Source organism: Pleurocapsa sp. PCC 7319, assembly GCF_000332195.1.
Taxonomy (GTDB): domain Bacteria; phylum Cyanobacteriota; class Cyanobacteriia; order Cyanobacteriales; family Xenococcaceae; genus Waterburya.
In genome coordinates this window covers 1,684,903-1,711,902 of record NZ_KB235922.1, presented here as the reverse complement: position 1 = coordinate 1,711,902, position 27,000 = coordinate 1,684,903, and the positions used below count along the sequence as shown (strand labels likewise).

Below are 27,000 nucleotides of genomic sequence, written 5' to 3'. Positions count from 1 at the left end.
TTAAAAAGTACTAAGCTTTTTATGACCATTAATCGTATGAGTATTGGTTGAATTCCGAGATAGAGAATTAGTTTTAAGTGAGTTTTTGGGAGTTTCAATTAATTCAGGATTGAAGCAATAGCCGACATTACGCACAGTTTGAATGATACTAGGATTCCTAGGATTAGATTCGATTTTCTTACGCAAAGAAAGCACATGAGTATCTACTGTGCGAGGATTATCAATCGCATCAGGCCAAGCCCGCTGCAATAATTCAGAACGACTCAAAGGATTTCCTTCTGCTTGAGCCAAGACATAGAGCAAACTAAATTCCTGTGGTGTTAATTCAATAAACTCCCCTTGTACTTGAACACGCCGTTGTGCTAAATCGATCTTCAATTCTTTACAGTCCACAGATAATGGACTATGGGTTGAAAGGCGTATTCTTCTAATTAAAGCTTCAACTCGTGCCAGGAACTCCTGCATACCAAAAGGTTTAGTCAAATAATCATCAGCACCAGATTTTAAACCTCTGACGATATCAGGTTCACTATTACGAGCAGACAGTAGCAGAATCAGTGATTTTTTTTGTTGGTATAGCCAATGAGACAATTCCAAACCATCTCCATCTGGTAAATCTGAATCAATAACCACTAAAATAGGCTGATATTGATAAAAAGCATCCCTACCCTGTTGCAGACTACCTGACTGAGAGACAGCATAACCCGACTGCTGCAAATGCCACCCTAGTAGCGATCGCAAGTGAGGATTACTTTCAACTATGGATATGTATGCTGACACTACTATTGCCTCGTTAAAATTAGAGATAATGCCTATTAACACAAGGCTAACAGAGGCTTTGAAAATAATTTGTAGCGACGGTTACGAGCAAACAGTACTAAAGTTCAATAAAAAAATATATTTTGTTACAAGCCAACGCAGTAAAATGAAACCAAGCCATAAAACTTAACAACAGCTAAATTTCTAGTAACCGATCACAAAAATAATTTAGTTAGAGTCATGATTCTTCAAGATCCCCAATCAATTCGTCACTATCAGAAAGTTACCGATGGAATGGTAGACCTCTGGCGGCGACGTTATAGCTTTCAGGAAATTAGATTGTACTTAGATGGATATATTGCCTGTTTACGTCACAGCGACTTTGTTGAGCAATATCATATTCACCGTTTAGAAGAGCAAGCAATTAAGTTTCTAAGAGATCCGTCTAATTTTGAATTGTCATCACCTCAAACTCAGACAGAAATAGACACCGATTATTTTTAAATTTATTATTCAATTTTAAAGTGCATTTGTATTTATTTTGACAGTTAAAGTTAAAGACGACCGAAATTAGTCGTCTTTTTTGCTTACTGTTTCAAAGTAAAAAATTTTAAGAAGCTAATGCTACCTCTACCATCTGTTGTAATTCGCCACTTTGATAGAGTTCGATCGCAATATCTGAGCCCCCGACGAACTCCCCGTTAATATAAATTTGGGGAATAGTAGGCCAATTGGAATATTCTTTAATTCCCTGACGTATTTCGGGGTCGGCTAAGATATCCACAGTTTCGTAGGGAACACCTAAAGTATTGAGAATCTGGACGACGTTATTGGAAAAACCACACTGGGGCATTAACTTCGACCCTTTCATGAACACCATGATCTTATTTTCATTAACTAGTTTATCGATTTTTGCTTTTGTTTCGGAGTTCATAACCTTATAATCACCTGTTGTTTTGATTTACTGCTAGTTTGTAGCGCTCAATTTATTTATTATTCGATTTTACTAAACTCCGTAAAATTAAACAGCTTGACCAGTAGCTTGCCAAGTTTCGGGAGTATAGGTTTTTAAAGATAGAGCATGAATTGTTTCTGATGCCATCTCGGCTTGTAATGCGGCATAAACCATTTGATGCTGTTTGACTCTGGTTTTACCAGTAAACTCTGGAGAAACAATGATGGCTTCAAAATGTTGTCCATCACCGACGACTTTAACCTCAGCATTGGACAATCTCTCTCGAATCATTGTTTGTACTTGTTCTGGACTGATCATGATCTGCTTTATTGGATGGAATAAATTTCAATTACGTGGCAGTACTAATCTATTGTGACTTAAAGTTCCTCTACTTTGATTCAAAGTAGAGATCTCTTCAAAAAAAAATTAAGGAGTGGGAATTGATGGTTGAGCTTCAGGGGTTTGGAGTTGAGAAGGATCGGTAGCAGGCGGAGAATTGGGTTCAGGTGTTGCTGGAGTTTCGGGTTGAGTATTGCGCTCGCTTGGAGGAGATAAGGGAGCATCGACAAAACCAATCTCTAGTAATTGTTCATAAGCTTTTTTACCCATGCCACTAGTAGGACTTTGAGAGGTAATAATTTGCACTAGTAAAGGAATTGATAATTCTGGCTGTTCTTGGGCTCGGTGTACCAAAGCTAGCTGATAGGTAGCTCTATCTCGCTCAATCCCTGTTTCCAAGGCTTTTTTACGATGAGATTCGGCAACGATGTTATCAACTCCCGAAAAACTATTAAATAGCTGGAGATAAAAGTTAGATAGCTGATTAAACACTTGTCGCGCACTTTGTAATTTTTGGGCTGCAACATCATACTGTTGAGCATCAACTGCTTGGTCTGCCTCAGTCATTAATTTTTTGCCTCCCTCAATGCTAAAAATGCTATCGAATTGATTAGTAGGAGGTGAACTTTCTGGCTGAGTAACATCTTCAGGAACCACATCAGTTGGGGAAGTTTCCTCTGGATTGACTGTTTCCTGAGCTTGGAGGGTAGTAATAGGAAACCCAACTAAAAATAAGGAAATAAATAATAAATAACGAACACTAGTGCTAATAATATTTAGTTGTGGCATAATCTATATCTTTGATTATCTGGTTTAGATCTAGGATGCAAATGCGATTAGGCTTCAGGTATCTTATCACCCATTAACCCGACTGTCAGAAAGAGAAGATGTTGATTGAATTCATAGCTTACGCAGAAAAAATGAAAAAAGCCTCCATGACAAAATGAGAGTAGAGTTAGCTTGACCACATCATTGAGGTTTTTATTAAACTATTCGATATCAAATTTAACTTGTAAACATTGAAAGTAACTATGAATAATAAACAGTCAGCAGATGTAGTGATAATTGGTAGTGGTGTTGGAGGTTTGTGCTGTGCTGCACTGTTAGCAAAATATGGCTATCGAGTAATAGTGTGTGAAAGTCATTCTATTCCAGGAGGTGCTGCCCATAGTTTTGAGCGAGATGGTTATAAATTTGATTCTGGACCTTCCCTTTATTCGGGCTTATCATCTAGCCCTTCTAATAATCCTTTAAGACAAGTATTAGATCTTATCGAAGAAGACGTGGAATGGATAAATTATGATGTTTGGGGTTGTCGTTTACCCGAAGGAGACTTTAATGCATTTGTAGGAGCGGATCATTTTTGTGAGATCTTAAGCAAACTGCGGGGAGAAGATGCAGTAGCTCAATGGCGCAAACTTCAAACAGAAATGAAGCCTTTAGCTGATGCGGCGAATGCTTTACCTCCTTTGGCAATGCGTTTTGACTTGGGGGCAGCTATTAGCATGGGTCGATATCTACCCAATGCTCTATGGCATCTGCCTAATATTCTGCGCTTATCTGGCCCGTTTAGCAAAATTATGGATGGGATAATAACAGATAAGTTTATTCGTAACTGGATGGATCTACTTAGCTTTTTGCTGTCAGGTTTACCTGCCAGTGGCACGGTAGGGGCAGAAATGGCTTTTATGTTTGCCGAATGGTATAAGCCGGGAGTACAGCTAGATTATCCCATGGGTGGTAGTGGTGCAATTGTCGACGCCTTGGTGCGAGGGCTAACTAAACTGGGTGGTGAAATTGTTTATAATGCTCACGTTGAGCAGGTATTAATCGAAAAAAACCAGGCTGTTGGGATACGTTTACGCAATGGCAAAGAAATCAGGGCAACTAAGGCGGTGGTGTCTAACGCTTCTATCTGGGATACTTTATCTCTTGTTCCTGAAGGGGCATTGCCCCCAAGCTTTATTAAAGAAAGAGTTGATACTCCAGAGTGTGAGAGTTTTATGCACTTGCATTTAGGTTTTGATGCTACTGGCTTAGAAGATTTGGAGTGTCACTATACTGTAGTGAATGATTGGGAACGAGGGGTAACTGCACCTCAAAACGTGGTCGTGATGTCTATTCCTTCCGTATTAGATCCTAGCCTTGCTCCTCTAGGTAAACATTGTATTCATGTCTATACTCCTGGTAATGAACCCTTTGAACTATGGGCAGGAATGGATCGCCGTAGCGAGGCTTATCAAAAGCAAAAACAAGCACGGGCAGAAATTATGTGGCAAGGTTTAGAACGAGTTATCCCCGATATTCGCGATCGCGTTGAATTAACTCTTATTGGTACTCCCTTGACCCACAAGAGGTTTCTGCGTCGTCATCATGGTTCTTACGGTCCCGCCCATCAGGCTGGTAAAGCGTTATTTCCAGGTTCCACTACCCCCTTGAATGGTTTGTTATGCTGTGGCGATTCTACTTTCCCAGGGATTGGGATTCCCGCAGTAGCTGCTAGCGGTGCGATCGCCGCTAACACTATTGCTCCCCTACAAAAGCATTTGGAAATTTTAAACTAGAAGATATAGATCAAACACTACTGGTGGCCATGTTGATAGATGACCAATTACCAATCAACAAAAATTATCTTTTAAAGCAAGATCGTACTTTAAGCTTTTCTGGTATGACTTGGGATGATTACGAAAAGTTTAATGCAGTGGAATATTTGGGCTATCGTACATCTTTTTTAGATGGAGTAATTACTTTAATGTCTCCTAGTCAAAATCATGAAATGATCAAAGACTTCATCTTTTTGTTAGTTATTACTTATTGCGATGCCTTTGATTTAGATTACTACCCCACAGGCTCGACAACTTTGAAAAATCAAAATAAACAAGTAGGAAAGGAGCCAGATACAAGCTTTTGCTTTAATAATTTAAAGAAGGTTCCTGATTTAGCTGTAGAAGTGGTTTTTAGTAGTGGTGGTACTTACGATCTAAATAAATATCAGAAATTAGGCGTCCAAGAAGTTTGGTTTTGGATTAATAACACTCTAGAGATTTATGTTTTAAATAATGGTGTTTATCAGCAGCAACAATATAGTTTTAATTTATCGAAGATTGAGAACAAGTTACTTACAAAGTATATTGCTAAGGCTTTGACTGGTAATCCTAGAATACTCAAAAAAAGCTTTTTAGATGAGATAAAATAGTTTATATACCTCATTAATACTCTCGCCATGCCTGTCCGTGGTTTGTTCCGAAGGCTGTGTAAAGTGCGATTTTCTACAAGATAAGCTTCGCGATCGCAGCTAACACCATTGCGCCCTTACAAAAACATTTAGAAATTTTAAACAAATAAAGCCCCCTGATTTGGCTGATTTTAAATGATCAAGGGGTTAAGTAATATCTATTAAAATTATAATTACATTAGACCAAACTGAGCCAAAACTCCATGTCCAGTGTTCATTTCTACGATAATAGCAGTAACAAAACCGATCATCGCTAGGCGACCATTCCAAATTTCCGCAAAATTGGTAAAGCCAAACTTACTTTCTTTGTTATCCATAATTATTTTTGTTTTAGTTGCAAGAGAGATTTTAGTCAAGTATTCTTAACTAAGTGTAACATTTTTTTAGTTAATTATCCAATCTGCCTTAAGCACCCCTTGTTTAGAAACATTTTTATAAACTATTAATTAAATATAGGTAAGATAAACTGACCGTGATTACCACAGAAACTCTAGAATTATTAGAATGGCAGCGTTTATGTCAACATCTGTCTACCTTTGCAGCAACGAAGCTAGGTGTTGTGGCAGCGCGTCAGCTAAGATTGCCTGATACACAAGCTGAAAGTGAAAAGCTATTAGCCCAAACGAAAGAAATATATGATTTAGAACAAGAGTTAGATTCAGGCTGGAAATTTACAGGAATTAAAGATATTGGCTCATCACTAGAAAGAGCTAGCATAGGTGGAATTCTCTCAGCCAAAGAACTTTTAGATTTGGCTACTACCTTAGCCGGGATGCGCTATTTACGCCGTTTAATTGATGCTAAAAGTGAAACCTTAGAGAATTTAGCTAAATTAGTTATCGATGTCCGTACCTACCCCGAAATTGAACAAGATATTCATCACTGTATTGACGATCGGGGGGATATTACCGAGCGTGCTAGCCCTAAACTCGCTGAAATCCGTCATGAAATTAAAAATCTGCGTAATCGAATTTATAAGCAGCTTCAGGGAATTATGCAGCGCAACGCCACGGCAATTCAAGAAGCAGTAATTACCCAGAGAGGCGATCGCTTTGTTCTACCTGTTAAGCCAGCCCAGAAAGATACAATTCGTGGGATTGTTCACGATGTGTCTAGTACAGGTTCAACCTATTACATTGAGCCTAATGCAGTCGTTCAGTTAGGAAATCAACTACGTCAAAAAGAACGTCAGGAGAAACGGGAAGAAGAAATTATTCTCAAAGCCTTGTCAGAAAAGGTAGCTGCGGTCATCGAGGATTTAGAAAGAGTTTTAGCGGTAGCGACCATGTTGGATTTAGCCACCGCCAAGGCTCGTTATAGTTTGTGGTTAGAAGCTAATCCCCCCAGATTCATTGATATAGCAAAAGGCGAAACTACTACATTGCGTCGTTTGCGCCATCCCCTACTACTGTGGCAACAACGTCATGAAGAGGGAGCAGAAGTAGTTCCCATTGACGTGTTAGTCAAACCTGAAATTAAGGTAGTGGCTATCACAGGACCGAATACTGGAGGAAAAACTGTTACTCTCAAGACTATGGGGTTGGCTGCGCTCATGGCAAAGGCAGGGATGTTTGTTCCTGCTAAGGAGCCAGTAGAATTACCCTGGTTTGAGGTAGTGTTAGCTGATATTGGGGATGAACAGTCTTTACAGCAGAGTTTATCAACATTTTCCGGTCATATACGCCGTATTAGTCGTATTATCGAAGCTTTAAAAGTCAATCAGACTGATACTACCAATTCTTTAATTCTGTTAGATGAAGTTGGTGCGGGAACAGATCCTGCCGAGGGCAGTGCTCTGGCGATCGCTCTACTAAAATATTTAGCAGAATACGGTTTATTAACCATTGCCACGACTCACTACGGTGAACTAAAAGCACTCAAATATCAAGATACACGTTTTGAAAATGCGTCAGTGGAGTTTGATGATAGTACTCTTCAGCCTACCTATAGATTGTTATGGGGGATTCCTGGGCGTTCCAATGCTCTGACTATTGCTCAGCGTCTAGGTTTAAATCCAGAAATTATCCAGGAGGCTCAGTCTTTAGTTGGTACGGGTTCATCAGAAGACGTGAATCAAGTAATTGCTGCTTTAGAAGAACAAAGAAGGGAACAGGAAGCTAAGGCTCAAGAGGCAGGTAAGCTGTTAGAACAAACCGAGCGATTCTATTCTGAGGTATCGGAAAAAGCTTCTTCGCTGCAAGAAAGAGAACAAGCTTTAAAAGTATCTCAAGAACAAGCTGTACAACAGGCGATCGCAGAGGCTAAGCAAGAAGTCGCTAAAGTTATTCGTCGTTTACAGCAGGGCAAGCAAACTATGCAAAAAGCTCAACAAGCGACAGAAGCCTTGAATGAGATTACAGCCAAAGAACTAGCAAAAACTCAACTAGCTAAGCCAGCTAAACCAGGTTATAAACCTGAACTTGGGGAAAAGGTGCGTATTCCTCGTCTCAATCAAACAGGCGAAGTATTGAGCATTGACGAAGCAACAGAGCAACTGGTAGTACGTTTTGGCATCATGAAAATGACTGTTGGTCTGACAGAGATTGAATCACTTGACGGGCAAAAAGCGGAGGTTAAGCCCAAAGCCAAGGCTACTAAAGCTGCACCTTCTCCAACTAAATCCAAAAAACCAGCGGTAATGGTTAGAACGTCGCAAAATACCCTAGATATTCGCGGTAGTCGCGTCAATCAAGCCGAAGTAGATATAGAAAATGCGATCGCCCATGCTTATGAATCTGGGGTGTTGTGGATTATTCACGGCAAAGGTACAGGGCGTTTACGTCAAGGAGTTCATGAATTTTTGCAGCGTCATCCCCAAGTAGACAAGTTTGAATTAGCCGAACAAAAGGAAGGCGGTTCAGGAGTAACTGTCGTGCATTTGAAGTAGTCCACAATTTACATTGGAGCGGTGTTTTTGTATGAATTAGAAAATTTAATTAAATCTGATTTTTTTGTATGTAATTTTCCTCTGAAAACCGTATTTATTCCTGGGGGATTAACCCCCCAGACCCCCCATTGGGGAAGCCGTCACTTCCCCAAACCCCTCCGTAACTAAAGTTAAGTTCAGATATCTGTTTGACTAGCTAATCCTATTTAATGAAATAACAAATTTATTCATTATTCGATTATGCACTCTCCATCACCCTAACTATTTAATTAAAGTACGATTACCTACCTTATCAATCTCATAGTAATTACTAAAGCTATAATCTGAAAGCTAAAAACTGAAAGCTGATAGCTATTTGTTAATGACTAGTCGCAACTATAACTTGTTTTTTGGCTCTCAGATATGGTGGCAAGTATTATTAGTTACCTTGTTTATTGCCTTTAGGTTGGTATTAGTCCGCAATATGGGTAGTGGTGGCTGGAATGAAATTGATGTCTTGCCCCTGGCAAAACACTTTGTTGACCCCTCTTGGCTGCCTAATGACTGGTATTTAGATCGTCCTGCGGGTTATCGGTGGTTATTTCAAACTTTGGTCGGTAAATTAATAGTTCATTGGGGTTTTTTAGCTACCTCAATTATTGGTCGTCTATTTTGTTATGCTTTATCTGCTCTCGGCATAGTTTTACTGGGAAAAAGACTAGGTTTAAGTTTACCTTTTATATTGCTGGCAACGGCATTATTTTGTGGAATAGAAGAGGGCTATAAACAGGGTGCGATCGCTGACGAATGGATGATTGGCGGCTTAGAAGCTAAAGCGATCGCTTATGGTTTGATTCTAATCGCAATTCCGCTACTATTTTCGAGATTATATTTTTGGGTAGCATTTTTATTAGGTGTGGCGACCTCTTTTCATGTTTTAGTCGGTGGCTGGGCATTTCTGACTAGTTTTGCTTGGTTATGTTTGCGTTACGAAAGTCGTTTCCCCAAGTTTAAGCAAGTAATTTTATTGGCAATCACTTATATATTAGCCAGTAGCTTCGCTATTCTCCCGGTCATTCAACAATTATCAGAGTCTGCACCCGATAGAATCATCAAACCTTCTTACATCTATGTATTTCTGCGTCTTTCCCATCACCTCAATCCTTTATCTTGGGGCTGGCAATGGCTCGCCCCAGCCATATATTTGGTGATCTTAGCGGGAATTATGTATTTACTAAACAAGCAAGCTCATACCCGTCAATGGTTGCCCATAGACAATCATCGTCAGGAATTAGGGGAATTCGCTCTCATTAGTTTAGTTCCCTTTATCAGCGGGGTGGCGATCGCTATTTGGGATACTCAAGGTCAATGGTTGCAGTACTACCCATTTCGCTTGGGGGATGTAATGCTGCCTTTTACTACTTGTTTTTTAGGAGTGTGTTTAATCGAGCATGGCTGGAGTAACAAATATCAGGGTTTAAAGTCGGCTTACTGTGTTGCTTTGTTGTTCGTGGCTATTGGTTTTCAAAGCATCGTATTTACGCAACAAATATGGGACTTACGTAATTTTCCAGGACAACAACAAGATGTTACTCCTGAGTGGAAAGCTATGGCTACCTGGATTCATCAGCATACTCCCCAAGATGCCGCGATCATTTCTTCTCCTGTAGAGCAAACTAACTTTTCTTGGTTAACCGAGCGCTCGACTATTGCTAAATTTAAACTATTACCCCAAACCAAAGCAGCAATTATTGAACAATATCAGCGATGGGACGACCTCAGTGGCAATTATGTTCTGGGGAAATATGTTGCCAGTGGCAAAGTGAGTAAACAAAAAACCAAAGAAGTATTAGAGGAAGGATATAGCAAATTAACCACAGCACAGGTTAAACGATTAATGAATAAGTATGGTGCTAGTTATATACTTACTAAAAATAAACACCAATTAAATTTGGAGGTTGTCTATCGTCATCCTCCTTTTGTTTTGTATGGTAATTCCATAATCAATTGAACAATTTCTTGACGATAAATAACTGTCAAGATGTTAATTATCAAACAGGTTGTACCCAAACCAAACAAAACAAAAGTGACAGGAGTAATTACCCCGATGATAAACCAAGTGGAAACGTGCAGAAATAAGGTAAAAGCAAAAATTGAGGCGATTCCCATTGACCAGCGTATTTTTGTCAATGATTGCTCTGTAGCTACTAAGAAAAATGTAGTTCCAGTGGTGATCAAATTAGCAGGCACAAGAAAAGAACAAATAGCGACACAATAATGACGAGAAAAGGCAAAAAGTGGTTCTAAATCGAACATAAATTTAAAAAATCTAGCTATATGGTTGATTATTGCTTATCCTGGGAATTTTAAATATCACAATTTTACATTCATCCACAACTTATACCTGTTAATTGTCAACAACTGTAACTTTAAATCACCAATCTCAGCCTTTACAAAGAGTACCTTACTCAGACTAGAATTGCTATGTCTTTAGCTATCAGATTCGGATGTTGTTTCGGATTCTAAAATTTCTCCCGCAGTAATCCCATCACCCTGAAATCCAAAATACCAAAGAGAAGCTGCTGCTTCTGCACGAGTCACTGGTTTCTTAGGTTGAAATAGAGTTGTATAGCCGAAAATACGCCGCACATTAGAGCGATCGCCATTTTGAAAATCAGCATATAAGGCTCTGATTCCCATAGAAGCAATCTCCGTAGCATCCTGAAATCCCCAACTCTCTTCTATGGCTTCAATAGATGCTTTGGGTAAAGCCTGACGCATATCTAAGGGCACTTTCCAGGTAATTAAATCTTCTCTTTTTAGAGGAGCATCGGGGCGAAATAGTAAATTAGTACTGTCTTCGGTTAGTCGAGAAGGTACTAGCCCGGCCTCAGCTAAACCTTGAATTGCGCCAAAATCTGGGCTATTCACCTTAAGATCTTGAAAAGCAGGCTGGCTAGTTTTAGTAGCGATATAAATTTTCTTCCCAGGATTGTCGTCATAATAACGGTTATTGGCTGCAATTAACCAACGAGCATATTCTCCCCTGGTAATTACTTCGTTAGGTGCAAATTTATTGAGGTCAATGTTGCCATTGCTTGTATAGGGAGTTAAAATTCCCAATTCGGCAATTTCTTTTACCGGTTGAGTCAATTGTTCGGGAACTTCATCAAGATCGATGAAATCAGTAGTTAATGGATCAAGATAATCTTTGCTGAGGATGTCAGTATCTTCAGCTTCAGTAGGGAGTTGGGATTGGGATTTAGGTTCACTTTCCTCTAGCTGTTCAATAGGATTAGATGATGGTTGGGTATTTTGTAGTGCGTTCGATTCCGTATCCGAGGATTCTCCAGCAAAATTTTCAGCTGAAGAAATTTCTAGCTCTTCTTCTGGTTCTTCTGATGATTGATTTATAGGTTGATAGTTAACTGTAAGCTCGCTGGTATTGGGCTGGTCAACAGATGAAAGCAAGGTTAGATCGACTTGCAGTTGATTTTTTCTGGCAACCGCCTTTGCCGTTTTCTGATTGGTCTTGAGTTGAAATGGTTGAGTAATATCCCAATCGTTAGCGATTAATTCTGCCTGATAATAATCGGCGATCGCTTGGCGATTATCTTGAGCTTTCCAAGTTAACATTCCCGATTTCTGGGTTTTCCCCGGTTTTACTTTGGTTAATTTAGCTTTGGGGTACAAAGGAAAAGAGGCAGGAAAATCTTCCGGTAAATCTATTGACCGTATCTTAGTGTCTACTTCTAAATCATTCTTGTTATCTTGCCTCTCTTCTGGTGTGGATGTATCATCATCTCGTTCTATTACTTGTTGGGACTCTGTTGCTTTAATCGTCTTAGATTTGTTCTCACCAGTATTAGCTTTCAATTTCGGATCGGCACTAACTAAACTTTCAATGGCTGCACTATTGCCACAGCTAGCTAATAAAGTAAACAAGCTAGTGACTAAAACTCCCAGAAGAGCTTTTTGGTTGTTTTGCTTTAGAAACATAGCTACCTGCCCGAATTAATAATTATCCAATTTTAATACCTAAAGAAATTTTGACATCTTCCCTTCCTAAACGCTAACTAGAAACTTAGGATTAAAAAGCTTTCATTCTGGATCAAGGTGATAGAGGTCGCGCTATGGTGGAGTATACTTTTACCTAAAAACAATCAAACTACAGAGTGGAACTAGGAATACTATACGGTATTAGCGTGGGAAGTGGCGACCCCGAATTGATTACAGTCAAAGGATTACGCATCTTACAAACTAGCCCAGTTGTTGCTTTCCCCGCAGGAACTAATAATTGTCCAGGAATAGCTGAAAATATTATTTCTAGTTGGCTACTCCCACAACAGAAAATTTTACCTCTGGAATTTCCCTATGTTCAAGATATAGCCAGATTACAAATAGCTTGGCAAAAAACTGCACAACAAGTTTGGCACTATTTAAATCAGGGGGTCAACGTTGCCTTTGCCTGTCTAGGAGATATCAGTTTTTATAGTACTTTTACTTATTTAGCTCAAACCTTACAACAGTTGCATCCAAAAGCGAAAGTAGAAACTGTACCTGGAGTGTGTTCTCCTATGGCGATCGCCTCTGTCTTAAAAATTCCGCTAGTGGTAAATCATCAGAAATTAGCTATACTCCCTGCTATACATACGATATCAGAAATAGAAGCAACATTAGAATGGGCTGAAGTAGTGATTTTGCTTAAAGTTAGTTCTGTTTATCAACAAGTTTGGCAGATTCTCAAGGAGCGAAATCTATTAAATTCTAGTTGGATTGTAGAAAAAGCGACTTTTCCCGAGCAAAAAATTTATGACGACTTAAGTAATTGCCCTGAGCTAAATTTATCTTATTTTTCAATATTGTTGATTAAGCAGTAAATTAAAAAGCATTTTCACAGATTCCTCTGTCGTTTCATTTATCCTGGAATGGGTACGGCAGAGTAATCTATGACCATTGGTTAAAAATAGAAAATTTGAAGCAGAATAATTATAAACACAAAGTTTAAGTTTCTTAATAAAAAATATTGCAAAATATTTTTTATTTGTCGAAAGCCTTACAAAATAGTCATTCTTCATGTTAATTTAAATTGGAAGTTAGGCTGATTTTATAGTTTAAGCAATAGGAGTTGGACGCTTTGGATATCTCATCTCGCAACCAAGAACAAAAACAAGAATTATTTCGTGAAGATATTGGCGAGTACGTAGCCCAGCTACAGATACACATGGCATTACAAGCCCGTAATTTAGTCCCCACACTAACTAATACCAGTTTAGGTAACAGTAGACAGCAAATGCTACGGGAAACTCAGGCAGTCATAGAAAAGTTTGCTTCTCGACAGTCTTTGTAAACTGATTCGCTAGTAGGCGAATCAGTTTTCAGGTTGAAGAAATCAATTGAAGTTTCAATATTTATTAGAAAATATTCGATTAACTAAATAGCATTGATATTTATATCTATAGAGATACATTGCGAGTGTTTCTGTAGGATTTGGGTTGAAAAATTATTATTATTGTGTAATTTATACTGTTGCTCAGACAGTTAAATCATCGAAGATGCTCCACTAATCATGGGAAATCAGAATTGATGCCCAACATCCGTTTGCGCCCATAAAAATAGATGATATAACTGATGTATGACTGAGACTTAATCATCAATTTTGACCCATGGTCACTGCACCAAGGCGATTCGGTGAAGCAGTTCGTTGGCGGGGTACATGCGGCGAACCAAACGCCTTTGTCCCGCTTAAAGCGATGAAGTGTGGTCTTGCGAGACAGTCCGTTGGCGGGGTTCCCCCGCTTGAAGGAACTGTCGAGGGCGGGGGTTTCCCCCATGAACAACTTCATCAAGAAGAAACTGCTTCACCCTTTAGGGTTCGCCACTTATGTCCATTCTCTTTTATCGAGTATACATATTGCTTCAGCCTTAGTCATGCGTTTTACTCAGACGCGGTAAAGCAGTTTGGTCTTAAGGGGATTCCCGTGAGCAAATACTGGTTCCTGGGAGCGGTTTCGCCGCTTTTACGGTGGAGTAATCTGTGACTCCTATATTGGCTGATATTCAAAATTTCTATAAATTAATCATCTATAGGCTCAGAATATAAAAATGTTAAATGACTATTAAGACAGAATAAATTTTTTAGATAACGATTGATGTAGTTTATGTGCTTGTTTGATTACAAACTAATAGTCATGTTTTTGTGACTATCTATGCTAAGCAATTTTGAAACTGTTTTAATGTGTCTAATACTGAAACAATTTTAGGTCCAATTCTTTCAATTGAATTTGTCTTCATCTGTCAACATATGTATTTAATTCAAGCTAGGAAAGTAAGTCATTACCCAATCGTGGTACATGAGCACAAAGCATAACGAAAAGCTACAAGAATCTATACTAATAGTGGATGATTTGCCAGACAATATTAGACTTTTATCATCTTTGCTCAGTAGTCACGGATATGAAGTCAATTCGGCTACTGACGGCGAAATGGCTTTATCTATTATTAAGGCGAAATGTCCAGACTTAATCTTGCTAGATATCATGCTGCCAATGATGGATGGCTATCAAGTTTGTCGTGTCTTAAAGTCTCAAGAAGCAACTCAACATATACCAATTATCTTTCTAAGTGGTTTAGACTCAGAATTTGATAAGTTAGAGGCTTTTAAAGTCGGCGGAATCGACTATATTACAAAGCCTTTTTTTGTCGAAGAAGTAGTTTTTCGGGTAAAAGCACAATTAGCTACTATGAAACAGCAACAAAAATTTAGACAGATACTTGGAGAAGAAGTTGCAGAAAGACAAATTGCAGAAAGAGAATTAAACAGATCTCGTGCTTTGTTGACAGGGGTACTTAATAGTTCTTTGGATGGAGTAGCTGCTTTTGAAGCAATTCGCGATCGCCAGGGTCAAATTACCGATTTTCGTTGGTTAATTGCTAATCCCGTAGCAGCAATGACTGTAGGGGGCACAACTGAAAGTCTTAAAGGAAAAAGATTGTTTGTCGAGGAATCTCCTGGTCATTTATTTGATGGACTATTTAACTTATTTGTCCAGGTAGTAGAAACTTGTACTGTATTAGAACAAGAGTATTATTATAAATCTTCATCCTTAACTGCTTGGTTTCAGATCGTTGCCGTAAAATTAGGAGATGGTTTTGCGATGACTTTTAGAGATATCAGCGATCGCAAGCAAATAGAAATCACTCTTAAAAAAGCCAATTTACGGTTAACTTACCAAGCCAACATTGATAGTCTGACTCAAATAGCTAATCGCCGTCGTTTTGATGAATATTTTACTCAAGAATGGTCACGATGCGCTCGCGACCAAGAATATTTATCATTAATTCTTTGTGATGTAGACTATTTCAAAGCTTACAATGATACCTATGGACACCAAGCAGGAGATAATTGTCTTTACGAAGTTGCTCAAGCGATAGAACGAGCTGTCAAACGCCCTGCTGATATTGCGTTTCGCTATGGTGGAGAAGAATTTGCTGTCATTTTGCCACATACGAAAGGACAAGGTGCAATTACAGTAGCCGAAGAAATTCAAGAACAAATTCAAGACCTGCAGATACTTCATCATTCATCTCAAGTAGATCAGATTATCAGTCTAAGCTTAGGAGTTTCTAGCATTATTCCTGATACTAGCTCGTCGCCTCATACTTTAATTTCAGCTGCTGACAATGCTTTATATGATGCCAAACTTAAAGGTCGTAACTGTATTATTTATAAACCAGTAAAATCTGGACATTGTTAGTAGTTTACCTTTAAAAGATGTCAGCTGTCAGCTCTTAAACTTACTTAGGTAAAAGACTGAGAACGCTAAAGCTATTGCTATTGAGTTTCAAAGATTTCGTATAAGACCTTGAAATCACATAGAGACGTACCAAAATACGTCTCTACAATAATTATTTATAGGGGGTTTTAACAAACCTTTTTCTGTTTTATGTTATCTACGCTAGAGCAAGGAAAGCATCATCAAGGACAGAAATCTGACCAACACTTTCAACCACTACATCTACAAAATCGCCAGAAGGATTATCAAAGGTTGGTAAATTTCCGTAAATTAAGCCATCGGATACAGAAGATAGTTGTGCAACTTCTCCACCGATGGTAACAGTTGTATTATTGATGTCACCGAAGTTATCTCCACCAATAACAAACAAGTTACCACCAGTTGCGGGAGCTCTCCAAGGAAATATGTCTAAAGCGGTTGGGTCATCACTGATGGAAGCATCATCAGGTAGTGCTACTGTGATTTTATCTTCAAAGAAGTCAACCCCAACAATTGCACCTCTTGGTGCAGCAAAGACATCTAGACCATCTGCCACATTGTTCAATTCTTGCTTGTTCTCCACTTGAGTCCCATCTTCTGAAAGAGAGATAAATGATACCTTACCATTAAATTTTTGAACGAGTAAGTCTCCTTTTAACTGACCACCAAATGAATTAGAGCGATACTCATCCAGACCATTAGATGATGAAATTAAAGTAGTTAAAGGTGCAGTGTATTCACTATTACTAGTTTCAGAAGGACCATGATAAACATTTTGTCTATCATCGTAGATACCACGACTGCGATTGGCAAAACCATAGTATCCGTTTTCTTCAAGTAGATTTAACTCATCAGCATGTTTGTTAGCTGGGAATGGCTCTTGGGTAGTAGCTGAAGTAGACACATCTCCAAATGAGCCATTAGCCCCATTTTCTACCCCATAAATCAAATCATTTGTGGTCAAAAGGAGACTGAATGTATTTCTTAATCCGCTCGAGTAGACGGAAACATCTACACCTGGTACAACTTCTACCAGATCTCCAAACACTTGACTTTGTGCGGGGTCAAAATCAAGATCTGTGTTGGGGTCAAAATCATTTGGTAAATCATCATAATTATCTGGATCGATATCAGTCACCAAATTGTATTTAATATTACCGTTGAAATCCGGCTTAGTGATTTCTGCCTTTAATACTGCTGCGGAGAGAGGAGATTCAGGGATACCACCTATTTTGTCGTTGGTGATACCTGCGTTGGTGTTACCTCCAACTGCAATATATAAATTTCCATTGTTATCAAAGATCAGATCGTTGACACCGTGATCGTGATTAGAAACAGGTAATCCAGTGATTAAGGGATCTAGATTAGAGAAGTTATTTCCACTGAGTACTGAAACTTGACCACTGTAGGTAGACAATTCAGTTGTGGGGAAGCCTTTTCCATTATTGTTAGCAAATAGCTGACTATGAGATACATAGATTTGAGGGTTTTCAGAGCTGTCAAAAGGATTAAAAGCAATACCTAAGATGTTGGAATTAGATTGACCAACTAGGGTATCGATTACCTCCGTATCAGTTATGTTGTAATTATCGTCGAAAGTGTAGGCTTTAATAACACCGCTATAAGTACCTACATAAAGACGACCATCAGGACCCCAATTTCCGACTGTTGATCCAGTGTAAGGGCTTGGATCGACATCAGTGGCAATAGTTTTTTGACTGAATTTAACTGGAACAACATCGTCATCACTAATTTCTACCGAGAGTTCCGGTAAGTTATAGCCATCGTAAGTGCTATCCGCGCTGACAACACTGTGACTAATGGATGAAAATTTAGTACCGCTTGCTTGATTATTATTATCAGCACTGACGATAACTGTTTGAGATGTACTCCAATTTTCAGGTGTAAATACAATCTGAGATTTATCGGTTGTCAGTAAGTTATTGGGGTCAATATTAATTACAACATTACTGGTGGGTTGTTCAGTTAAGGTCAAAGAATAGCTATCTCCATTACCATTTTCTTTGACTAATGTGGAACCTTGAGTTTCTTGAATAATAATTTGAGAGCCAGCTAAAGGAATAATTTCAATTCCAGAAATTTTGGCATTATTAATGGTGGCATTTAAATCTAAATCTAAAATACCGTCGATTATCTGAACTGGAGCTATGCTGGCTACATAAGCTTTGTCGTGACCAGGGTCAAAGGCATTTTTAGTTGAGGCATAGATATCTAACCCATCAATTACTTGTTCTCCCTCAATAGATACGTCAAACTTCCTTTGTTGAGAGGCTGTATGGTAAATTTCTGCAAAATGGAGATTAACTGAATACAAACCATTGTTCAAAGGAATATCATAAGCCAGATTTCCTGCCCAACGCTCCGATTGATAAATTGGATCTAATTCAGTTGAGAAAATAGGATCGGAAGTATTGAAAGTACCACCTCCATTGAAATATTGATCGGCTATCCACAAGTTACCAGAAGGATCAATGTAGTCTTCACCTCCTGCATTAATACGAATCGCTTCCATGTTGGTGGCACCGTCAGTGCCACCGTCAGTGCCACCATCAGTGCCATCGTCAGTGCCACCATCGGTATTGGATGTCGGAACAATTTCAATCCCAGAGATTTTAGCGTTTTGAGTTTCGGAAATAAAGTCTAAATTCAGAACTCCATCAGCGACCGTAACATTGAAGGTTTGATCGAGAGCAATATTGTTTCCACCCGCTTGAGCAATAAGATCTAGGTCGTTGATAACTGTTTGTCCCTCGGCAGTAGCATCAAAGACTCTTTTACCTGAGTCCCCAAAGTAAATCTCAGCAAATTTGAGAGTTACTTGATAATCACCATTTTCAATCGGAATATCGTAGGATAATTCACCACTGTTAGGAATGAAACGCTCAGTATTGTAAAGAGAATCGTCGCTAGTATTGACAATATCGGAGCTACTAGTATAAACATTACCATTGGTAAAGTACTGGTCAGCAATCCAAAAATTACCATCAGTGTCCGTGAATGCACCTCCACCAGCATTGATGCGAATTGCTTCAGGGTTGGTGCCGCCATCGGTACCACCGTCAGTACCGCCATCGGTGCCACTGTCAGTACCACCGTCAGTACCGCCATCGGTGCCACCGTCAGTGCCGCCATCGGTATCGGATGTCGGAACAATTTCAATCCCAGAGATTTTAGCGTTTTGAGTTTCGGAAATAAAGTCTAAATTCAGAACTCCATCAGCGACCGTAACATTGAAGGTTTGATCGAGAGCAATATTGTTTCCACCCGCTTGAGCAATAAGATCTAGGTCGTTGATAACTGTTTGTCCCTCGGCAGTAGCATCAAAGACTCTTTTACCTGAGTCCCCAAAGTAAATCTCAGCAAATTTGAGAGTTACTTGATAATCACCATTTTCAATCGGAATATCGTAGGATAATTCACCACTGTTAGGAATGAAACGCTCAGTATTGTAAAGAGAATCGTCGCTAGTATTGACAATATCGGAGCTAGTAGTATAAACATTGCCATTGGTAAAGTACTGGTCAGCAATCCAAAAATTACCATCAGTGTCAGTGAATGCACCTCCACCAGCATTAATGCGAATTGCTTCAGGGTTAGCGCTACCGTCAATTCCTTCAGTGCTTTCCTCAGTAAAAGTTGGATCGTATTCGACTACAGTAACATCGGCAGTATGACTAGTAAGACCATTTTCCCCTTTGATTACTGCGGTGAAAATATTTAACCCTGCTTCTCCGCTATTAACATCTGTACGAGTAAGAGTAACAGGAATATCAACAAAACCTTGATCATTGATAGTAGCGATTTTTTCATCGATTGTAACAGCGGAATTGGCTTCATACGCATCTATGTCAAAGCCAGCGCCATTCTCCGTAAACATTGCACCTTCAGTAATTAAGAGAGAAATATCTGCACCTGGAGTACCAGTTACCCTAACTATTTGTTCAGAATTAGAAGTAATACTTTCGGAGGGTACATCAATAATTTCTAAAGATGGTTTTTCAGGTAAATTAGTTTGAATGATAGTAGTAGAAGCATCATTGCTACCAGGAATATAGTAGGGTTGCCCCATTGCACTTGTATTATCATCAAAATCAACAGTTATAGTTGAACCCACCAACTCCAAACCAGATACGCTGCCAGAATGTTCTGGTCCAGGAGAATTTGTACCTTTAATGCTGGTCGGATCAATATCTAAAGAGAACTGAAATGTCTCATTGGGTTGAAAATCATCGAAAAATATTTCTAAACCGAAGTAGCCACCATCATGGGGAGAGAAGTGGTTAAAAGAAGTATGTCCTGTATTACCTTCTGCATTAACTGTAAAAGCTTTTCCCACAAAATCCCCAGCGGTACCGTCAGGGTCAAATACTATATCTTTGAAGATAGCCGAACTTAGATCGATGACAACTTTATTGATTTTTTGACCGTTTTCCGAGTTATTAGTAATTGTGAATGAATTTGCAATGAAAGTAGAGCTATTGATGGACTCGGATGCAGGATTAATTGTAAAAATAGCAGAAGCTTTGTTAGAAACTAGCATATTATGTATTACTTAAATGAGTTTTTTGAGTAAAGTAATGAGATAGAAAAAGCTGAGACAGCAGATTACGAAAAGTGATGCTGTTTAAAATAAGCATTAGAAAAAAACAAAGTATAAAAAATCAAGCACAATCTATATGTGCAATAAAAAAAGGCTAAAATTTGTATTATCTAATTTTCTAAACAGCTCAGATGTTTTTATTAATATTGATTTTGAGTTGTGAGATAGAGAAGTTTAGTAATCCAAAAACAGTTTGGTAAGCTTGTTATCAATGACTACTAAATTTGAGCAGAGGCTAAAATATGACTTAGTCACTTTTTCTAGCTAACTAAAATTACTTACTTTCTCAGATGAGATTTGTGAGTTTCATACCTTTAGTTTCTCTGATATTTCAACTATATGCGTAAATATTCTGATTTACCGTAAAGCAACAATTAAGAATCAGTATTTTTTTGTAAATGAATTATAAAGTAGCCTTAAATATACGTAAGCACAAGGAAAACACGTAAAAAAAAGTTTCGAGATTGCTAAAACAGGGTTAATCATCAAAAGTATATAGGACAGGAGTTTCAAATAGAGGTTTTGAGCATCTCAAACCCTATTGACAATAGGATTATAGAACAGTCATCTTATAGTAATTACTCCTAGCTGTGTGTTTCATTTTGGGCACAGACTACGCTTCAGAGTGATTTCTAGATACAAGGCATTTAATTCTAGATGTCCAAGGAGAGTGAAGTTACGGAGAGAGTGGCTGAAACGAATGTGACTATGATCCTCGTTAAAAGTTCAATAGACTTGGTTTTAAACAGCGTGATTGGATAAGCCTCTTGGAAACCAAAGCGTCCCTCGCCCTCAATTCCCCAATGGATGCGAATAACATTACCAAGGTCCTGATATCAAATCCAATAAACAAGTAAAGCTGTTATACTACCTAGAATCTTAAAATCCCAATGTTTGTTGCTATCCGTAAGATGAATTTCAATATCAATCAACTCTTAGATAAAGGAATATATCTCAAACAAAAAAAACAATTACAAGAAGCAACCGATGCTTTTGAATTTGCCTTGAAGATTGATCCTCAATGTAGTTCAGCATATCAACAGTTAGGTGATATTTGCTGGAGTCAAGGAAAACTGGTCAAAGCTATTTTATATTATGAAAAAGCTGTTGAAATTGAGCCTAATAATGGAATTTTGTTATACAATATGGCAGAAATTTATAAAAAGCAAGAACGGCTAGAACAAGCAGCAAAACACTACATCAAAGCACTTCAGGTCGAACCATTTAATAACTCTCCATTTATCCAATTAATGTACATGAAGCTCATTCCTACACAATTGGATGAATTAGTTGTTTTTTATCAGCAGTTAAGCCAGAGTAAGCCTAATAATCCTTGGGTTAACGTTAAATTAGGCAATGTTTTTACCAAGCAGGGGAAAATAAAGAAAGCAATTTCTAGCTATCAAATTGCTACTTATAAAATGACTAAAAAGTTCAATCCAGAATATGTAGCAAAATATTGGGAACAGGCAAAGCCAGCTTCACCAAAATTTATCATTATTGGTCCAATGAAGACCGCAACCTCTGCTTTATACAAATATATCAATCAGCATCCTCTAGTCTTGCCTTGTATTGAAAAAGAAGTTCACTTTTTTAACGATCGGTATAAATTTTCCCAAGGTAAAAACTGGTATAAAGCCCATTTTCCCTTGATTCCGCCTGAAGAAAGCTTTATTACAGGGGAAGCTAGTCCTGGATACATTGTTAATAATGTACAAGATAAAGTTTTTCAGATGTTCCCCAAGATTAAAGCGATCGCTTTGATTAGAAATCCAGTTGCTCGTGCTCTGTCTCATTATCATCATAATGTTAAACATGGATTTGAAAGGCGGACATTTCAGGAGGCAATATCTGCTGAGCTAGAAGTTATAAAATCTTTCAATAATCCAAGGGAAGTATTGCAAATCCGAAATTGGCGGGGTAATACTGGCTATGTGTTAATTGGTTTTTATTACTATTTTCTCAAGCAATGGCTTGATGTTTTTCCTCAAGAGCAATTTTTAATTGTGAACAATCAGGATTTATTAGTCAATCCTGAATCTAGCATGAAACAAGTTTTTGAGTTTCTAGGACTAGATAACTATACAGCTCAGGAATATCCTAAATATTATTCTAATTCTTATGATCCAATTGATGAAAATATCCGACTAGAATTAGCCGATGTATTTCGACCTCACAATCAAAAATTAGAGCAGCTTCTTCAGTGTGAATTAAATTGGAATTAAATTATAAAAACTTTATTAGTCAACCATGTCAAGGACTACCCAATTATTAAGAGCAATATGACTAAAGGAAATATTTGTGAACAACTCATTGAAATCTAAATTATTTCAGCAAGTTTCATTAAATCCAATAAAGAATTCAAGTTGACCTTCAGGTGTTGATCTCGTGCCTTATATTTAGACTTAGCATTTTCTATGCCTTCAGCAATAATACAATAATAATTCAGAGTATAATAACTAGAAATTATTTGGTACATAGAAGGAGTATAATCTTTAGAAAAAATTTCTATTATCTTAGTACCTAAACTACAAAAAATAAGATTAGTAAGACCTGCTCCATGAGGAGCAACTATAATTTCAGCTTTTGAAAATAAGTCTACCTGTTCTAAAAATGACATAGATTCTAGGTAAAAGGTTTTAAAACCAAAATTATTCAATAAATTAATCAACTGATTTTCATTAATAACTTTGCGATAGGATGCATTCTTACGAGAAATATATATACGATTTGATTTATTTATACTTTGAAGCGATTTCTTATTAAGATTCTTATTCAGAAATTCAGATCTTACTAGTTCGCAAGCTAATTTTCGAGGAGGTGCAATGTTGATAGGAGATGTAACTATTAATTTTTTTGCTTTTATATGAGGATTTCTAAAGGTTTCTATGATTTTTGATTGGGGAATACCTAACAAACTCAGTGTTTGCATTTTAAAGGGTATATGTATTGGTAGTCGAAAAAAGGCGAATTTTTCAATTGTTTCTGTTTTAATCCCAACACGACGTAATAAACAGAACTGGGGAATTACTTGAAGCATCCAATGGTAATAGTTTGAACCAGCAGCACCTCTAAAATAAGCTAATGTTTCTTCAAATTCAAGAGGCTGGATTAATTTATTTGCATAGAATATTAGTTGAGAATTTGTTCCCGAAACTTCCTGCACAAGTTTATTATTTGAAGTGATTACAGCATCATTCGGATTATTTACTAAGTTTATGTCAGCTCGCCCATTAGTTAATATTACTACAAAGTTATTTTCTATTTTTTGTGGAAGAAAAGGTTCGACTTCTTTAACTTTTATATACCTTAAATCGCTAGCTGTATCTTGAGATGTTATTAAATCTTCTTGTTTAAAAGTATAAATTTTTTTTAAAATTTTTTCAGGAAGTACTCCCTTTTTATAACAATGCCTGATATCTGGAGAATTCTCATTTACTTGCTGTTTTAATGCGTAGGCTAAGCTTTTATAAACTTTATCCCAGTGTGGATTTCTTTTAAGAGTTTCTGTAAAATAGTCTATAGCCTCTTCCCAGTTTTTCTGTGCAAGTAGAATAAGTCCAATCCCAAAGTAGCTTTCAGCTTTATTACAATTAAGTTCAATTACTTCATAGTAGATCTTTAAAATCTTTTCCAAGAGATCGTTGTGATTCAATATCTCTTGAGCTGGCTGAAAATAAAGCTTTTCGTATATTGTAGCCAACTGATTAAGAACAGAAACAGATTCTGGCATTAATAGCAGTACTTGATGGTACTTTTGAATCGCTTCATGCCACTGACCTTTTTTAGAATAGAGTTGAGCTACTCTCAGGTAAGATTTAGGGTTATCAGGACTAAATTTTATTACTCTCTGATAAGCTGTGATTGCTTCGTCTAATTGGCCATTTTGCTTTAAGGCATTCCCCCAGCCTCTATATACCCATGATGGCTGTTCTGGCTGGAGTGAGATAGCTTGTTGATAAGCCCTGATTGCATCCTGAATATTCTTCTGAGTCATCAATGCCTTCGCAAGTTTGGCATGTACAATGCTAATACTTGAATTGATCTTAATCGCTTTCTGATAGGTAGCGACTGCCTCTTCTATCTGTCCATTTTTAGATAAGGCATCTCCCCAGCCAATGTAAACACTTGCTGGCTGCTCTGGCTGAAGCGAGATAGCTTTTTGATAAGCATCGATTGCCTCTCGAATTTTTCCCTGACGCATAAATATAGCAGCAAGTGTCGCACGAATTTGGCAGTTTTCAGGTTTAAGTTTAATTATGCGTTGATAGTAGCTAATAGCTTGGTCAAATTTCTTTTGACTCTTATAAATTTCTGCTAATTGATTTAGAGCAGGAACAAAATTTGGCTCTATCTGAAGAGCGGCAGAGTATTTTTCGATAGCTTTCTCTAGATTTCCTTCTAGATTAAGTTGATCTCCTTCATTAAGGTAATTATTTATGGTCAATATAGTGTCAGATTTGACTTGATGCATAATCACTTATTTAATGTATTAACATTACATGAAAATAGTTAAACATAATTATCTTGAGGTAGTATTTAAATAAGTTAGAAAAAAAGTTTTGGAGATAAACAAAATAGCAGGTGAATGCGAGGCTGTTTTATAATCCCATCAGCTTGTTTATTCCATAAACGGATTCAATAGTTAGTACGAAAAAATACTGATAGAATTTAGATCACACTTTGTAATTATTAGCTTGCATTGAATTATTTTTTCCGAAAATATAAAATTATTCTTAATACTAGTCTAATAGTAAAACCAATCTTCCAATATCTCAAAATCCTTTTGAATCATCGCTATTTGCTCTTTTGTTAGGTTTTCTAAATATTCAAATGGAATACGTGAAGATATTTGAGGCTGTCTTGTATGTTCGTACCTCAAATTCTTGAGCATAAGATATTCAAAATTAAATTCAAAATTAACATGATCGAATATTTTTTCCAGTGTCAATCTGGTATTCAAACAAATACTCTCAAGACTTAGGCAAAGGATATCTCCATTATTACTTTCAGTTTTAGTTTCACTTTGTTTCCATTTTAAATAACTATTCGTGTAAATATTTCGTAAATAACGTAACTTTGGCTTTTTATAATTGTTGTACCATGAATAAAAATCTCGAGACTTTACACTTCGTTTATAATCTGAATAGACTAAAGAACGAGGATCTTTATAAAGCGCAATAAAAGGTACTTTTATCTTTTCGTAACAGCAATATAGATCTAAGAAATATCTAGGAGTTTTATCGAAAATATACTTAGTTTCTAAACTTATTAGCTTAGATTTTAATTTTAAATTATCATAAAAATCTTCAAACTTATTACTATTACATATTTCTTGAAGCACATCAGCTTCTATTTTCCATCCTTCTACCATATTGCTATAAAAGGGTTGAATGTTAGGAAATTCTTTGGGAGTTCGTCCTAAGAGGACTCCTACTTCAAATCCTGAGTCAAGACCACTAACTTGCCTAAATATATCAGAGAGTAATGTAGTTCCACTATGCTCTAGTCCACAAATAACAAACTTGAGAGACATTTTATTTTTTGATTTCCATTTCTCATAAAATTTCTTCTACGCATGATGCATATAAAAAAACTAGTTCACAAATTTATTACTGTTGCCAGAACCAATTTTTATAATTTTTTGTAATTTGTAGCATCTTTTTCTGTATCTTTTCAGGCAATTCATTCTTGTATTTTTCTAGATAATCTGTTGATACTGTTTGACCATGGCATGGCGTATATCGACTATCTTTATTATGAAAAGTAAGATAATCTTTATCAAAATCTAATTCGATAAAATCAAAAATCTTTTTTGTTTCTGCTTCAGGGTTAGTGCAAAGAGATTCGTATTGCACTAATAGAATTCGTGATGCGTATTGACTACTGATTGCTCTTTTATATCCCCTAGCAAATTTGAGATAAGCACTACCTGCTTGTTCAACAGTCTTTTCTGCCCAATCTACTTTTGTCATACCAAGAGGAGCGTTTTTATAAGTTCTTTTGGTCCTAGTCCATAAATATGCTCGCGGATCCCTTACTAATACAATACATGGTACATTTGGGACTTTACTTAAAATGTTGGGTAATTTCTTCATATATAAAGGTGTTTTATCGAATAAATAGACACTTTTATCCTTAATAATTGGGGATATATCTAATAATCTTTGATATACACTAGACCAGGTATCTGCTGCACATATATAATCCATTTCCTCATCAGAAACTTGCCACATTTTTTTTAAACTAGAATAATGAGGTTCGATAGACTTAAATAAGTAGGCATCCTCTGCTAGCAATAATCCCCCTTCAAAACCACTGTCCAATTTAGGGTGCTGCCTCAACATTTCTCCTAGCATTGTTGTTCCACCGCCAGCAAAACCACAAACTATTAATGCTAAGGGTTTATTAGTTTCTAATATTTTCATTTGAGTTTTTTTTCAGTAAATT

General features: G+C 37.3%; 20 protein-coding genes. 9 read left to right on the top strand and 11 right to left on the bottom strand.

Annotated features, from left to right (window positions below; translation table 11 throughout):
- Complete coding sequence (locus PLEUR7319_RS0111620; protein WP_026102457.1) at positions 1–786, bottom strand: response regulator transcription factor; 786 nt, start codon at positions 784–786, stop codon at positions 1–3.
- Positions 787–1,002: 216 nt separating this feature from the next.
- On the opposite strand from PLEUR7319_RS0111620, the gene PLEUR7319_RS0111615 reads away from it, so the two are divergent.
- Positions 1,003–1,263 (top strand): DUF6761 family protein, encoded by a 261-nt coding sequence (locus PLEUR7319_RS0111615; RefSeq protein ID WP_026102456.1) that lies wholly within the window; start codon positions 1,003–1,005, stop codon positions 1,261–1,263.
- Between the two features lie 106 nt (positions 1,264–1,369).
- On the opposite strand, the gene grxD is transcribed toward PLEUR7319_RS0111615, so the two are convergent.
- The 3 genes from grxD to PLEUR7319_RS0111600 form a co-directional block, all read right to left on the bottom strand.
- Entirely contained in the window at positions 1,370–1,693 is a 324-nt protein-coding gene (gene grxD / locus PLEUR7319_RS0111610) for a Grx4 family monothiol glutaredoxin (protein WP_019505395.1), read from the bottom strand.
- Between the two features lie 87 nt (positions 1,694–1,780).
- Positions 1,781–2,032: a BolA family protein gene (locus PLEUR7319_RS0111605; protein ID WP_019505394.1), complete on the bottom strand. Its 252-nt coding sequence runs from the start codon at positions 2,030–2,032 to the stop codon at positions 1,781–1,783.
- Positions 2,033–2,140: 108 nt separating this feature from the next.
- On the bottom strand, positions 2,141–2,842 hold the full coding sequence (locus PLEUR7319_RS0111600; RefSeq protein ID WP_019505393.1) for a hypothetical protein: 702 nt from the start codon (positions 2,840–2,842) through the stop codon (positions 2,141–2,143).
- A gap of 242 nt (positions 2,843–3,084) precedes the next feature.
- Here PLEUR7319_RS0111600 and PLEUR7319_RS0111595 point away from each other — a divergent pair, with 242 nt between their 5' ends.
- Together PLEUR7319_RS0111595 and PLEUR7319_RS0111590 are read left to right on the top strand one after the other, a co-directional pair.
- Complete coding sequence (locus PLEUR7319_RS0111595; RefSeq protein ID WP_019505392.1) at positions 3,085–4,617, top strand: NAD(P)/FAD-dependent oxidoreductase; 1,533 nt, start codon at positions 3,085–3,087, stop codon at positions 4,615–4,617.
- A 29-nt stretch (positions 4,618–4,646) separates the two neighbouring features.
- A complete protein-coding gene (locus PLEUR7319_RS0111590) occupies positions 4,647–5,249 on the top strand; it encodes a Uma2 family endonuclease (RefSeq protein ID WP_019505391.1) in 603 nt (200 codons plus the stop codon).
- Positions 5,250–5,461: 212 nt separating this feature from the next.
- Here the strand turns inward: PLEUR7319_RS0111590 and PLEUR7319_RS0111585 are convergent, their stop codons facing one another.
- A complete protein-coding gene (locus tag PLEUR7319_RS0111585; protein ID WP_019505390.1) occupies positions 5,462–5,605 on the bottom strand; it encodes a chlorophyll a/b-binding protein in 144 nt (47 codons plus the stop codon).
- 155 nt (positions 5,606–5,760) lie between these two features.
- On the opposite strand from PLEUR7319_RS0111585, the gene PLEUR7319_RS0111580 reads away from it, so the two are divergent.
- Together PLEUR7319_RS0111580 and PLEUR7319_RS0111575 are read left to right on the top strand one after the other, a co-directional pair.
- Entirely contained in the window at positions 5,761–8,175 is a 2,415-nt protein-coding gene (locus PLEUR7319_RS0111580; RefSeq protein ID WP_019505389.1) for an endonuclease MutS2, read from the top strand.
- 361 nt (positions 8,176–8,536) lie between these two features.
- A complete protein-coding gene (locus PLEUR7319_RS0111575) occupies positions 8,537–10,165 on the top strand; it encodes a DUF6798 domain-containing protein (RefSeq protein WP_019505388.1) in 1,629 nt (542 codons plus the stop codon).
- Here the strand turns inward: PLEUR7319_RS0111575 and PLEUR7319_RS0111570 are convergent.
- Complete coding sequence (locus PLEUR7319_RS0111570) at positions 10,123–10,470, bottom strand: hypothetical protein (RefSeq protein ID WP_026102455.1); 348 nt, start codon at positions 10,468–10,470, stop codon at positions 10,123–10,125. The two genes, PLEUR7319_RS0111575 and PLEUR7319_RS0111570, sit on opposite strands and share 43 nt — an antisense overlap.
- A 174-nt stretch (positions 10,471–10,644) precedes the next feature.
- The gene (locus PLEUR7319_RS0111565) at positions 10,645–12,153 is read right to left on the bottom strand and encodes an S-layer homology domain-containing protein (protein WP_019505386.1); all 1,509 of its coding nucleotides are present in this window, start codon (positions 12,151–12,153) and stop codon (positions 10,645–10,647) included.
- Positions 12,154–12,329: 176 nt separating this feature from the next.
- Here PLEUR7319_RS0111565 and PLEUR7319_RS0111560 point away from each other — a divergent pair, with 176 nt between their 5' ends.
- The 3 genes from PLEUR7319_RS0111560 to PLEUR7319_RS0111545 all read left to right on the top strand — a co-directional run bounded on the left by PLEUR7319_RS0111560 (position 12,330) and on the right by PLEUR7319_RS0111545 (position 15,911).
- Positions 12,330–13,034: a precorrin-2 C(20)-methyltransferase gene (locus PLEUR7319_RS0111560; RefSeq protein ID WP_019505385.1), complete on the top strand. Its 705-nt coding sequence runs from the start codon at positions 12,330–12,332 to the stop codon at positions 13,032–13,034.
- 248 nt (positions 13,035–13,282) lie between these two features.
- Positions 13,283–13,504 carry a hypothetical protein gene (locus tag PLEUR7319_RS0111555; RefSeq protein ID WP_019505384.1) on the top strand — a complete coding sequence of 74 codons (222 nt, stop codon included), beginning with the start codon at positions 13,283–13,285 and terminating at the stop codon, positions 13,502–13,504.
- Between the two features lie 1,003 nt (positions 13,505–14,507).
- The gene (locus PLEUR7319_RS0111545; RefSeq protein WP_019505382.1) at positions 14,508–15,911 is read left to right on the top strand and encodes a diguanylate cyclase domain-containing protein; all 1,404 of its coding nucleotides are present in this window, start codon (positions 14,508–14,510) and stop codon (positions 15,909–15,911) included.
- A 196-nt stretch (positions 15,912–16,107) separates the two neighbouring features.
- Here PLEUR7319_RS0111545 and PLEUR7319_RS0111540 read toward each other — a convergent pair whose 3' ends face one another.
- A complete protein-coding gene (locus PLEUR7319_RS0111540) occupies positions 16,108–20,490 on the bottom strand; it encodes a malectin domain-containing carbohydrate-binding protein (RefSeq protein WP_019505381.1) in 4,383 nt (1,460 codons plus the stop codon).
- Between the two features lie 950 nt (positions 20,491–21,440).
- Between PLEUR7319_RS0111540 and PLEUR7319_RS0111535 the strand changes: the two genes are divergently transcribed.
- The gene (locus tag PLEUR7319_RS0111535; RefSeq protein ID WP_019505380.1) at positions 21,441–22,775 is read left to right on the top strand and encodes a tetratricopeptide repeat protein; all 1,335 of its coding nucleotides are present in this window, start codon (positions 21,441–21,443) and stop codon (positions 22,773–22,775) included.
- A gap of 95 nt (positions 22,776–22,870) precedes the next feature.
- Here PLEUR7319_RS0111535 and PLEUR7319_RS0111530 read toward each other — a convergent pair whose 3' ends face one another.
- The 3 genes from PLEUR7319_RS0111530 to PLEUR7319_RS0111520 form a co-directional block, all read right to left on the bottom strand.
- Positions 22,871–25,024, bottom strand: a complete 2,154-nt coding sequence (locus PLEUR7319_RS0111530; RefSeq protein WP_019505379.1) for a tetratricopeptide repeat protein — start codon at positions 25,022–25,024, stop codon at positions 22,871–22,873.
- A 273-nt stretch (positions 25,025–25,297) separates the two neighbouring features.
- Positions 25,298–26,086 carry a sulfotransferase gene (locus tag PLEUR7319_RS0111525; protein WP_019505378.1) on the bottom strand — a complete coding sequence of 263 codons (789 nt, stop codon included), beginning with the start codon at positions 26,084–26,086 and terminating at the stop codon, positions 25,298–25,300.
- Between the two features lie 76 nt (positions 26,087–26,162).
- Positions 26,163–26,978 (bottom strand): sulfotransferase, encoded by an 816-nt coding sequence (locus PLEUR7319_RS0111520; protein WP_019505377.1) that lies wholly within the window; start codon positions 26,976–26,978, stop codon positions 26,163–26,165.
- Between the last annotated feature and the right edge of the window lie 22 nt (positions 26,979–27,000).